The organism is Marinagarivorans cellulosilyticus, assembly GCF_021655555.1.
In the GTDB taxonomy this organism is placed as follows: Bacteria; Pseudomonadota; Gammaproteobacteria; order Pseudomonadales; family Cellvibrionaceae; genus Marinagarivorans; species Marinagarivorans cellulosilyticus.
The window spans coordinates 112,348-125,579 of sequence record NZ_AP023086.1 but is presented as its reverse complement, the minus strand read 5'-3'; the positions used below and the strand labels follow the sequence as shown (position 1 = coordinate 125,579).

Genomic DNA, 13,232 nt, shown 5'->3' with positions numbered 1-13,232 from the left:
GTATGGCGTTATTTTAATGCTCAGGTATTACATATCGCCTAGCGCGCTAGTCTATCATCGAGCGTTGCAACCACTATCATTTATCGAACATTAACGCCAAGGGACTTTACAATGACCACACCCACTACAGGCTATGTATCGGCCGAATATTTGCAGCGTATGGCAGTGATTGCTCAAACAATCAAACAGGCCAACCACAAAAAGATGAGCATCCAGCGAGGCGGTTGCGTATTAGATGTAGGTTGCGGGCCAGGCATCGACACTCTGGCACTAGCGCAATGGGTTGGCCCAACGGGTAAAGTAATAGGCATTGATACAGACGCCAACATGCTTACCATTGCCAACGACAAAGCCCGCGAGCAAGGTAGCGATGGCTTTGTTGAACACCAGCAAGGCAGTGCCGATAGCCTCCCTTTTAGCAACGATTATTTTTCAAGCTGCCATGCAGAACGTTTATTACAAGTCTTGCCACCTACACTCGCCGCGCCTGTTGTTAGCGAGCTTAAACGTGTCACACAACCACAAGGCCGCGTCGTGTTAACCGATACAGACTGGGGCAGCTTTTCCATTAATAGTACCAATACCCAGCTAGAGCGGACCCTCGTACAATTTTTTGCTGAGCAGCTACGCCCAAATGGTTATGCTGGGCGCCAGCTATTTGGCTTAATGCACAACAATGGCTTTAGCAACATTGATATCGAGGTGCACCCACTTGTCCATAACACGTTAAAGGCCGTGCCGTTGGAATGGCTCTATAAAGAAGCCAGTAAGCAACAAGTGGCCTCACAAGAAGCGTTAGAGCAATGGTGGCAAGAAGTTCAGCAGCAAAGTAACGAAGACAGGCTATTTTGCACCGTGAACATGATCGTTGTTTCGGGCCAGGCATAACACAAAAAGCCTCCTGTAGTAAAAACTACAGGAGGCTGACCCAATAACAGTAATTTGTGTCAAATCCGGGGTTGTTGTGCGCTTTGGGCTTTTTTAACGGCACCTGCAATGTTCCGCTAACAGCCTCTGTAATTACCGGTGCGCAGTGAAGGGGCCACTGACTTAAGCCAGAACAACACCGTCATATTGTTCTAGCCACCGAATATTAAGCGCATCCAATGCTGGCATGTCTTGCTAAGGCTTGTCTATTACACAATATTACACCTCGCTTAGCGGTTTCTAGGCTAAACACCAAGCGCCGACATTGCACTGCCATCAATCCCCTTAACCACACCCAAGCTAATATTCACTGCTGCCTCTTGCCCTTTAGCTTTGGGACTATTTAAGCCATTCATAGATACACCCAACTGTAACCTTGTTCTGTTTAAATAACGACCCAACAATGGATTCATTAGAGTATTATTATTATGATCGGCAGAGAATAACGCTTCTCAAGCTAGCGCTACACAAAAATTCTTGCTGCAAATGTAGAAATATCGCCCCCTCCACAAAATACTCATAAACAAGAAGTTGCCATTGTGGAAAAAGTTTTTATCGTTCTCTCGTATTGGCTACGTGTTTTTTAGCCCTATTCAGTCATCTGCAAAATTGCGCATTAATTAATCAACCTCTAAGCCGTTCAAGCCAGCCGAAGGCACTATGCAAGCGCCCTAGCCCGTAAACGTCTAGAAAACAATCAATCTGCCTTATAGGCGAACAATATTTACCCCTGAACAGTTACGCTTTTTGAGCATAATAGGGGCAGCGATGCAGGGCAGGCTTGGGATTATCTGTGCGCGATAATGTACTATTGGCAGCAATTTATTTGCCTCACCGCTTATCGCGGTACCGTTTAATTTAGGTTTTGTTATGTCTTCGTCCAATACCCCTTCTACCGCGCCGTTAGTACTCGTTGATGGCTCGTCTTATTTATTTCGCGCCTATCACGCTTTGCCTCCCTTAAATAATTCTAAGGGGCAACCAACCGGTGCGATTAAAGGTGTTATCAACATGATGCGCCGCCTGCATAAGGACTACCCAAAAAGTACTGTTGCCGTCATCTTTGATGCCAAAGGCAAAACTTTTCGCGACGATATCTACAAAGAATACAAAGCCAACCGGCCGCCAATGCCCGATGACTTGCGCAGCCAAATTGCACCTATCCACGATATTATCCGCGCTATGGGCCTGCCCCTTATTTGCATTGAAGGTGTAGAAGCCGATGATGTGATTGGCACCTTGTCTCGCATTGCCACCGAACAGCAGCGTGACGTTGTGATCTCTACTGGCGATAAAGATATGGCCCAGCTGGTCAACCAGCATGTCACCCTTGTCAATACCATGACCGACACCGTGATGGACGTGCAAGGCGTTAAAGATAAGTTTGGTATTCCACCCGAATTAATTATCGACTTTCTCGCTTTAATGGGAGACAAAGTCGACAACATTCCCGGTGTACCTGGCGTTGGAGAAAAAACAGCGCTCGGCCTATTGCAAGGCTTGGGTAGTATCGAGGATATATACCAGCGCCTTGACGAAGTCGCCACCCTAAGCTTTAGAGGCGCCAAAACGATGGCGAAGAAATTAGAGGCTAATCGTGAATCTGCCGACCTTTCTTATTTACTCGCCACCATTAAGCTCGATGTTGAATTAGATTTCGACCTTAACGATTTACACAACGCCCCAGCCAATGCTGAAGCACTAAAAACTTTTTTTATCGAATACGAATTTAAAAGCTGGGTTAATGAGCTAAATCAAAATGATAAAGACCCAGCAGCTTCCACAAGTGATACAGGCTTAAGCAATGAGCAAACCTTAGCCGTACCCGCAGAAGATATCGAAACCCAATACGATACAATTTTAGACAAAGAAGCGTTTGCACACTGGCTAGCAAAACTACAAGTAGCCCCCCTATTTGCTTTTGATACAGAAACCACAAGCTTAGACTATATGCAGGCACAAGTTGTGGGGGTTTCTTTCGCTGTAGAACCCGGCAAAGCCGCCTATGTGCCTTTTGGGCACGATTACCTTGGCGCACCAGAGCAACTAGAGCGCGACTGGGTGCTTGAGCAACTGCGCCCACTATTAGAAAACGAAAATACGCCTATTGTCGGGCAGAATTTAAAATACGATGCCAATGTGTTGAGTAATCACGGGATTGAACTTAAAGCCATTAAGTTCGACACCATGCTAGAAAGCTATGTGTCTAATTCGCTAGGCCGGCACGATATGGATACGCTAGCACTCGCCCATTTAGGCCACACCAACATTAGTTTCGAAGACATTGCCGGCAAAGGCGCTAAACAATTAACATTTAACCAAATTGAATTAGACAAAGCCGCCCCCTATGCCGCTGAAGATGCCGATATTACTCTGCGACTGCATTTGGCGTTATGGGAAAAGTTATCGTCAGCGCCTGAGCTACTTAGCGTCTTTAATACCATAGAACTTCCCTTAGTGAAGGTATTGCACAGCATAGAACGAAACGGCGTGCTACTAGACGCAGCCGTATTAAACCAGCATAGCCAAGAGCTTAGCCAACGCTTAGATGAGCTAGAAAAAGAAGCTTTTAACCTTGCAGGCCGCGAATTTAATTTATCGAGCCCCAAGCAGCTGGGCGAAATATTTTTCAACGAGCTGGGATTGCCCGTCTTGAAAAAGACCAAAGGTGGTGCGCCTTCAACAGCCGAAGAAGTACTGCAGGAGCTCGCCCTAGATTACCCGCTGCCCAAACTTATTTTAGAGCACCGCGGTTTAGCAAAGCTAAAATCGACCTATGCAGATAAACTCCCCAACATGATTGCTCCTGCCACCGGCCGAGTCCATACCTCTTACCATCAAGCGGTCACAGCTACTGGACGCCTGAGTTCGAATAATCCTAATCTGCAAAATATTCCCATTAAAAATGCCGAGGGCCGGCGCATACGAAAAGCTTTTGTTGCGCCTAAAGGCTATAAAATAATTGCTGCGGATTATTCTCAAATCGAACTTCGCATTATGGCGCATTTATCTGGGGATAAAACATTACTACAAGCCTTTAACGACGGGAAAGATATTCACAGCGCCACCGCCGCCGAAGTTTTTGGCGTACCATTAGAGGCCGTAGAACCACAGCAACGCCGCAGCGCCAAAGCCATTAACTTTGGTTTAATTTACGGCATGAGCGCATTTGGCCTTGCCAAGCAATTGCATATTGGCCGCGCAGAAGCACAAAGCTATATCGATTTATATTTTGAACGCTACCCAGGCGTTAAATCGTATATGGATAACACCCGCGTTGATGCCGCCGATAAAGGCTATGTACAAACATTAGCAGGGCGTCGTTTGTACCTACCAGAAATTAACGACCGCAACGGCATGCGCCGACAAGCCGCCGAGCGCACCGCCATTAACGCCCCAATGCAAGGCACCGCTGCTGACATTATTAAAATAGCGATGTTAAAAGTTCACGACTGGCTACACCAAACCCAGCAACCCGCCAAAATGATTATGCAGGTACACGACGAACTGGTTTTTGAAGTAAAAGAAGAAATAGCCGAAACGTTTGCCGCGCAGGTGTGTGATTTAATGAGCCAGGCCATGACATTAGATGTACCACTATTAGTCGAAGCCGGTATTGGTGATAACTGGGATGAAGCTCATTAAGGAACTCAGTGAATAAAGCTGAAATAGCAGGCTTTATTCACTTGGATTAACCCCGTTAATACTCCAATGCTACCTCGTATGAGGTAAATTTGCGTACGTTGATTACACCGTTTTCAAAAATCAGATACTGCCCTTTAATGCCTGTTAGCACATCACTAAGCACAGGCTCTTTATCAAAATTATACGATTTTACCTTTTTAGGGAATTCGGTAATTGGGTATTGAATAGTTTGGATAGCTTCTGATAAAGGTTCTATAGCATCGTCGCCATGCTCTTGTGTTATTTGTGCAAGGCTTTGCTCTACCATTGGAATCAATTCACCGGCCTTAGCGGCTAAATCAACATCATCGGCATTGCCTTTTAACATCGCTTGCCAATGTGTTTTATCAGCAACCAATTTAGCCAACGCTATTTCCACTAAGCCAGATATATGCCGTGACTTTACCTTAAAGATGGGTAGGCCTTGCGTAGCCCCTTGGTCTATCCAGCGTGTAGGCAGCTGGGTATGGCGTGTAATGCCGACTTTAATGCCGGAGGTATTCGACAAATAAACATAGTGCGGAATAAAACAATTTTGTTCGCCCCACTGCGGCTCGCGACAAGTGCCCTGAGCATAGTGACAGGTCTCTGGTTTCATAATGCACATATCGCAACTTGCCAGTTTTTGCATACAAACGTAACAATGCCCTTGTGCATAACTTTTTTTAGTTTTTTTATTGCAGTTACTGCAGTGAATACTGCCGGTATAGCTTAACGTCAATGTTTTACCAATCAATGGGTTAAGCGCTATACGTTGATCACCAATAGGGAGCTGATATTGCACCGCGCATTGGTCATCGAGGGTTGCGTGCATTTTTTCGAGGGTACCTTGAATCATTCTATCGCCATTACCATACTGTATTAAAATGACAGCCAATATTTACCGGCCGCCTAGAAATCATACCAATGGGTAATTTTAACAGATTCAAAGAATAATACGACTGAGCCTTAAGAATCGACTGGCTCAATCATCTTTTTGTAAATATTGCGCCTTCATGCGTTTATACCAATCAACACTGAACCACAAATGTTCATCCTCTAAAGGCATTGAGTTTTTTAGAGCTAAGCGTTCAATGCTAAAAACGCGCCTGTGTTCTATATTTAGGGGCTCTATTTTTGATAAAAATGTTTCGAAAAATATTCTATCAAAACGTCCATCTTGGATAATAGTGTTTAACCCAGATTCAATCGCAGCTTTTAGTTCTGTATTATCCTTGTGAACAAAAAAGTAATAGGCCGAAGGGTACTGTAATATCACCCCTTTCTCTATCTTTAATCCTTCACCATATTTATGGTGCTCCTCTACAATTTCGACAATTGAACGAGGAAATGCGTCGACCCGCCCTAAGTCCACCATTTTAAATAGTCCAGCCCAATTAGAAGACCCTTCAACTCTAAGCTGATTATTTTTTAATATCTCGATATCCGCCCAATCATGCCCTTGAATAAATAAATACCGCTGAAGATCTTCAATAGTTTTTACCTGATCAAACTCAGGCTGCCTGCCATCCTTTATTAACAGCGCTCGCCAACCAATAACACCTTTATATAATGGGATCTTAATTGCTTCAACTTCGGCTTCGCGCTCTACGGTGGTATTAAGCCAATGTACGTCATACTGTTTAGCCTTCAAAAACACTACGCTTCGGTTCTCGCTATAAGCCGGAAAGTTAATACTCTCTATCTCGTGCTGCCACCCTGACTCAGAAAGGGCCATCTTTAATATCTTTACGAAATATTGATCCCGTTCTGAATAATAGGGGTGCTGAACCGCAGGATATCGAACCGTTAGGGTTTGTGCTAGCGCACTATTACCAATTTGCATAGAGGCAAGAACCGTAATAACCATTACATATAAGTAGGACTTTATAGCCGATATTTTGCAATAAATCATATTAATCACTACACCAATGAAAATTAGCACTACTATTTACAGTGTGCAGTCATTTTTAGCATTCTAAATAACTGCCTTAGAAGAAATAATGCAAATATCAGTAGAGCAAAAAAGCAATAATGGATATCTTTAATATACCCTTTTTAAAGGTAGCATCAGCAAAGACTTCTTTAGCTAAAAGCTTGCTGCGTGTAACCCTTACGCTCTACTTGAGCCTAGCGTTTTTATTAACACTAGGCCAATTAATATTAGAATATAAGAACGAAAAGGCACGCCTGAGTAGCGAAGTAGAAAATGTCATTTTGACTTTTAACCCAATCATATCAAAGGCGCTGTGGAACGTAGACGAAGAACAAACGCTTGCCTCACTACAGGGTATGTTAAATATCAATCATGATATCAAGCATATTGAGCTTTTAGACACAAATAATAATGTTTTACATAAAACATCACAAAAAATTCATAAGAAAGAGTACTTAACCAACAATTCTATTATATCTCGTTTTATTTTTGACGAGTATAGCTACCGCCACAAAATCGCTTACTCCAATGAATATATTGAAGAGCAAGTCATTGGAAACTTGGTACTAAAGAGCAATTCCATTGTTGTATTTAATCGCGCAGCACACACGTTTGTTATAACTATAATTAGCGCAATATTTAAAACCTTACTTTTATGCATTATTTTCTATCTGATTATTAATCAGCTTATTGGAAAACCACTAGAAAGAATAACCAAAATAATGCGTAATTTCAAAACTCAAGACAACCAGATATTTACAGATAACGAAGACCTTCTTTCACGCGACGATGAACTAGGCGTGATGGTTAAAACGTTTCACGCCATGACACACTCTTTAATAATAAAAGACAGAGATTTAAATGCCTACTCGCAAAGCCTTGAACAAAAAGTTAAAAGCAGAACCTATCAACTAGAAAAAGCTTCTCAGGCAAAAAGTGAATTTTTAGCGGCTATGAGTCACGAAATTCGTACCCCCATGAATGGAATTTTGGGGCTGATTAATCTTCTAGGCGAAACACCTCTTTCTCATGATCAACGCCAATACATTGATATTATCGAAAAATCGGGGGAATCATTAATACATATTATTAATGAAATACTCGATAACTTGAAGATTGAGTCTAACTCCATTGAAATAGAGAATGTTGAGTTTGACCTAGAATCAACCCTGAATGAGAGCATCGCCCTATTTTTAGAAAAATCTAGAACATTAAATATTGAAACCCTTGTTATCTATTCTCCTACATGCCCAAAATTTGTTATTGGGGATCCAACTCGAGTCCGGCAAATTATCATTAACCTACTGGGCAATGCTTTTAAATTTACACAAAAAGGCAGTATTATTTTACAGGCCCAATGCGACGATGCGGAAGAAAACCACATTACTATATCGATTAGTGATACGGGCATAGGTATTAAAGAAGCGCTTTTTGAACAACTTTTTTTACCCTACGGCCAGGCAGATAGTTCTACCACACGGCTGTACGGCGGGACTGGTTTAGGGCTATGTATTTGCAAAAAGCTTGCAGAACTCATGGGAGGCTCTATAGGTGTTAGTAGCGAAATTCATAAAGGCTCTACATTTTGGTTTAAGATTCCACTCCCCCCCGCCAAGAATACAACACCACAAACACTGCCTACAGACGCCCACCAAGCAGAGCGTAATATTTTCTTATTTTTTGAAAATGACAAATACGAAAGTCATATAGAAAACCTGCTTTTACAGAACAACTTAGCCGCTAAGGTTATTAGTAATTACGATAGTCTAATGGAAAGCATTGAAATTCATGGCAGTAATGGCACTTTTGTTATTGGCCATAACAATGAAAAACTATCCCAATTACTAGTCACACTCAACCATTCAAATTTTAATGATCAGTTTAAAATTCTACTCGTGAATGCAGTCCCGTCAATTTTAAATAATTTATCCAACTTAAAGAATTCTGTAACCGTGTTACCATTACCGTTTAGCAATAATACTTTAATTGAAACTATAAAAAATGTAAGCAATGGTACCCCAGAAATCATATCGAAGAATAAAACTTATAGCTCCTACCCTAACTTAAGTGCGTTGAGCGTTATCGTGGCAGAGGACAATCCTGTTAATCAAATAGTTATCAACGGGTACCTTAAAAAATTCAATATTTCTGCAACTGTGGTGGAAACCGGGGAGCAGGTGATTAGCGCGTGTTCTTCACACCCAAACACATTTGACTTAATACTTATGGATGGGGAAATGCCTGAATTGGATGGCTGGGAAGCCACAAAACAAATACGCGCACTTGATGTTAAACGGCCAAATGACCTACCGATTATAATTATTGCTTTAAGCGCGCACGCAATGGAAGATTATAGAGTTATTGCTAAAAATGTTGGTATGGACGGCTTTTTAAACAAGCCACTAGATAAAGAACAGTTGGAAAAAGTATTACTAAATGCTTTTAACTCGCTATAACACTACAATTAATGCTTACTGATTTTCTATTGGGCATCTCTAAAAATAGTAATTTTTTTGTGAGAGCAAGGAAGCACCGCCCGGAGAGCCGCAGTTTACGTGGTGTAAATCATTCAACGCATCCTTGCGCTTCACCTTGCGGGCAGCAAGCTGTGCAAATTGATCCTCCAATTTGTGAGGACTCGAGGACGGAGCTAATGCCCACGGATGGACTGAATACAGGTTTTGCAGGAGCGAAAACCTGTAAGCCGCTATCGCGGAAAAAGTGCATTTTTAGAGATGCCCTATTGCTGCAAGCGCGTCACTTCTTCTAGCTGAATAACCCGCATACGGCAGGCTTGAATTTTGGGGATTAGACCCTTGATAACCGTTTTGACCAATGCATTTTCGCTGAGCGCCGCTGTTACTTGCATCATATCTAGGGTTACTGTTTCTACTTGTTCTAACTGCTTAAGCAGTGTGTAGTCATGATCTAAATTACCATTATCTTCTAGCTCTATATAAGTATGGTGCAACTTACCCCCAAAGGTATGCCCTTCTTCTGCTCTGCCTGTTTGCATAATAAGGTAGGGTTGCAAATACGCTTTTGCCAAAACGTGACTTTGCGCTAGCTCATCAAATGCTTGGCGAAAATCTTCATGTTCAACCTTTTTAGAAGCAATACGATAAAATTCAATGCCATCATTTAACGCTTGCACTAACGACTTTAACGGAACCGCTGATGAATTAGGCATAACTTAAAATCCTCTAAAAATACTCAATTTTTTGTGAAGGCAAAAAGGTACCGTCTGAGAACTGAAATCGCGTAGGGTCAGCTATCGAAGAATATGATGCCGACATCGCGAAGAAAGTGCATTTCTACACGCCCCCTTAGCTATAAAGGTACACCCTGAACATATTACGCACTATGCATGCTGCATACCCATAACAAAAAATGCAGCCGCTAATTTCAATTCATTATAAAAATAAGTATCCTAATCCACTTAGTGGCGCATCAGGCTACCCATTAACAGCTTTTAGTTATTAGGCCAGTTGGCGAGCTAAAGTCTGGCTTTGTACGGCGCACAATAATGATTCATCACAATTGAGTACTGGAAATTTTAGATACTATTAATTCCTTAAAATTAGCTAAAGGGCCGACCAGCAGCCCTTAGACTTTTGACTAACAAGCAATGTCGTTAATCTGCGTTAGGCCCAATACTCGTTCGCGACACTTTTTCATTTGCGGCATTAACCCTTTAATCACCATCGCTACCATGGCATTTTTAGAAACCGCTGCCGTTACTTCCATCATATTGAGCGTGATATCTTCCACTTCACTTAGCTGCCTTAACAAGGTGCGATCGTGATCAAGGTTGGTTGAATCTTGCATCTCTATATAACGGTGGTGCAATGCGCCACCAAACGTATGCCCTTCCTCTGCAGCTCCCGTTTGCATCACAAGGTAAGGCTGCAAATAAGCCTTAGCTAAAACGTGGGTGTCGCCCATTTCCTTAAACGCTTGACGATAGCTTTCATTCTCCGCCTTTTGGGCGGCTGTGCGATAAAACTCTATGCTATCGTTTAAGGTTTGAACCAAAGACTTTAAGGGCGCTGCGGCAGTAGTATTCATAATATTTTCTCTTTAAATACGCCTCCTTCTGGGAGGCAGTCTTTGTGGGTGGCTGATATGCCAATGCATTAAATGTGATGCAATAGACACACCAAAAGAGAATTGCGTCACATTTTGTCACTATAGACACGGCTATTGGCAGGCAGAACCTCTTTGGCGCCACGCGCGCACCCTGAGTACCGCTTAGCGCCAGCACAGGTGTAAATATAATCGACACATAGCAAGAGTTTTCATCGGAATACAAAAAACATAACCAATAAGGAACTAAGCGCCGTTAGGTGACTCTTAACCCATAACGCGCCCCTTCAAGCGCTGCCAAGTTAACCTTGGCCCCCGATTGGATGTAGTATGACGACCCAAGATTGCCCCGCCTAGCGCGGGGATTTTTTTGCCTATTGGCTTTGCTTCTGCCAAAAGTAACCTACCAAAACCTTGCCTAAAAGTTACATCCTGTTACAACTTAACCTGCCGATTTTGATAAACTCCGCAACGTATTTTTATACTGCCCTGCGCCCAACAACACGCACATTCCACAACACTGGAACAATTGGACAACTACGTCTAGGAGACAAAGCAATGCCCGCGCTCCCCCAGCTCTTACTCAAAACCGTTATTGCATTTACTCCGCTCACAATAGCGATAAACTCAAGCGTATTTGCCGCAGAGCAACCAGCTGCAGCACCTATTGAAGAAACCATAGTGCTAGGCGAGCGAAAAGGTGACTTCACCATTATTACGGAAAACGCCCAGAAGCTGGTCGATGTACCCGGCGCACTTGGCGATCCACTTTCGGCAGTATTTAGCTTGCCCGGCGTCGTGCCCAGCGGCGAAGGTGGCGAACCTGCGGTGCGAGGGTCTTCGCCGGCAGATAACCTATATCTTGTCGACTTTTTACCGGCTGGGTATGTTTTTCATAACTTCTCCTCTTCCATATTCAGTGAATATATTCTGCAAGATTTTCAAATGTATTCTGCCGGCTTTGGCCCAGCGTTTAGCAATGTTACCGGCGCTGCTTTTGATATCACCCTAAGAGACCCAAAAAACCAGCGCATTGGCGGCACGGTAGATTTATCACTCTTGCGCTCAGGTATTTTTCTTGAAGGTGGCGTTACCGAAAATTCAGCTTTCTATTTATCTGCGCGCAAAAGCTTGATTCATTTAGTGGTACAAGAACAATCTAAGGAAGATGCCGAAGAGGAAGGCGAAGGCATTCGTGTAATCGAAGCCCCCCAAGATGAAGACTACCAATTCAAATACGTTTGGGATGTGAGCGATCAGCATCAAGTAGCTTTTTCGGCCAATGGTGCTACAGATTACGTTGAAGCTGAATTAACACGGCAAGCCGACTTTGTTGCTATTAATCCAGACTTTGCCGGCAATGCCAAAATAAAACAAGATTACGATGGCCAGCATGTTAGCTATAAATACCTTGGCGATAGAATAAGCCAAGTAAAATTGGCCGTCGGGCGCAATAATTTAGGCAGCGAAACCTATTGGGGAGACAATTACCACAGTTTTTTTGACACCGAAAATACAATAATAAAAGGGGAATTGGATTATGCACTTACCGATGCCCACACACTCACGTTCGGTGCTCAATTAACCGATGGTGAGTACACGCTAGATTATGAAGGAATTTTGTTACTGTGCTCTGAAGATAAACAAGACCAGTGTAGCTCTGCCGAGCGGCGGCGTATTTCAGAAATCGCCAGCCTCGATATTAAGGAGCGTAGTTTCTACATCAATGACTCTTGGTTAATTACCGAGCGTACACGGCTAGATATAGGCGCACAGTCATACCATAACGACCTAACTAACGAAACGCTCACGCTCCCGCGCTTTGCTTTGGGTTATCAGGCTACCAGTACATTAGAAATTAATACACGTTATGGCCATTACGCTAGGCTTCCAGAAATAGAGCTTGCGTTTCCCTCTGTAGGCAACCCCAATTTACCCACCGCTAAATCAAAACACAGTGTGCTTGGCTTTACTAAAGAACACGATGATGGCTGGAATTGGAATTTAGAGCTTTATTATAAAACACTATCAGACCTTGCTATTGCAGATAATGACGGCGATTCTGGCGAGTACTATATTAATGCCCTAGAAGGTAAAGCCAGCGGTATTGATTTACTAATCAATAAAGACATGACCGATAACTGGTACGGCTGGCTCGCTTTAAGCTATGGCAAGAGCGAACGCACGAATACGCTAACCCAGGAAACACGCGACTACTACCTAGATACACCCTGGCTTGCCACTTGGGTTGTTAATTATGAATTTATTAAAAACATGGAAATAGGTTGGCGCTGGAGCGCCCGTAGCGGCCAAGCTTATACACCAATTATTGGCCTAGACGAACGCGAAGATGGCGTTGTTGTACCAGTGTATGACGAGCCCTTTTCAGATCGCCTACCTACATACAGCCGCTTAGATATACGCTACAAATGGGACTTCCAAATTGGCCGATTCCCATCGGCGTTAATTGTCGATGTGATTAATGCACTTGATCAAGAAAATATCGAAAGCCGCAACTTAGATTACGATAAAATTGAGGACGCCGATAGCCCAGTCGTAACTGAGGATAATGCAGGCCTCGGCATCCTACCCACGGTAGGCTTTAGAATGAGTTTTTAGA

8 protein-coding genes are annotated in these 13,232 nt (G+C 43.1%); 4 read left to right on the top strand and 4 right to left on the bottom strand.

Features of this window, described 5'->3' with window-relative positions:
• The first annotated feature begins 111 nt into the window (after positions 1-111).
• Together MARGE09_RS00485 and polA are read left to right on the top strand one after the other, a co-directional pair.
• Complete coding sequence (locus tag MARGE09_RS00485) at positions 112-888, top strand: methyltransferase domain-containing protein (RefSeq protein WP_236985385.1); 777 nt, start codon at positions 112-114, stop codon at positions 886-888.
• 909 nt (positions 889-1,797) lie between these two features.
• Positions 1,798-4,572: a DNA polymerase I gene (polA, locus tag MARGE09_RS00480; RefSeq protein WP_236985382.1), complete on the top strand. Its 2,775-nt coding sequence runs from the start codon at positions 1,798-1,800 to the stop codon at positions 4,570-4,572.
• Between the two features lie 55 nt (positions 4,573-4,627).
• Here polA and MARGE09_RS00475 read toward each other — a convergent pair whose 3' ends face one another.
• Positions 4,628-5,449, bottom strand: coding sequence for a DUF2797 domain-containing protein (locus tag MARGE09_RS00475; protein ID WP_236985380.1), 822 nt, complete (start codon positions 5,447-5,449; stop codon positions 4,628-4,630).
• Between the two features lie 126 nt (positions 5,450-5,575).
• Complete coding sequence (locus MARGE09_RS00470; protein ID WP_236985379.1) at positions 5,576-6,436, bottom strand: substrate-binding periplasmic protein; 861 nt, start codon at positions 6,434-6,436, stop codon at positions 5,576-5,578.
• Positions 6,437-6,624: 188 nt separating this feature from the next.
• Here MARGE09_RS00470 and MARGE09_RS00465 point away from each other — a divergent pair, with 188 nt between their 5' ends.
• Complete coding sequence (locus MARGE09_RS00465) at positions 6,625-8,982, top strand: ATP-binding protein (RefSeq protein WP_236985378.1); 2,358 nt, start codon at positions 6,625-6,627, stop codon at positions 8,980-8,982.
• Positions 8,983-9,266: 284 nt separating this feature from the next.
• Here the strand turns inward: MARGE09_RS00465 and MARGE09_RS00460 are convergent, their stop codons facing one another.
• Together MARGE09_RS00460 and MARGE09_RS00455 are read right to left on the bottom strand one after the other, a co-directional pair.
• Positions 9,267-9,716, bottom strand: a complete 450-nt coding sequence (locus MARGE09_RS00460) for a DUF2383 domain-containing protein (protein WP_236985376.1) — start codon at positions 9,714-9,716, stop codon at positions 9,267-9,269.
• A 428-nt stretch (positions 9,717-10,144) separates the two neighbouring features.
• On the bottom strand, positions 10,145-10,594 hold the full coding sequence (locus MARGE09_RS00455; protein ID WP_236985375.1) for a PA2169 family four-helix-bundle protein: 450 nt from the start codon (positions 10,592-10,594) through the stop codon (positions 10,145-10,147).
• A gap of 576 nt (positions 10,595-11,170) precedes the next feature.
• Between MARGE09_RS00455 and MARGE09_RS00450 the strand changes: the two genes are divergently transcribed.
• Positions 11,171-13,231: a TonB-dependent receptor plug domain-containing protein gene (locus tag MARGE09_RS00450; RefSeq protein ID WP_236985373.1), complete on the top strand. Its 2,061-nt coding sequence runs from the start codon at positions 11,171-11,173 to the stop codon at positions 13,229-13,231.
• Position 13,232: the final 1 nt, after the last annotated feature.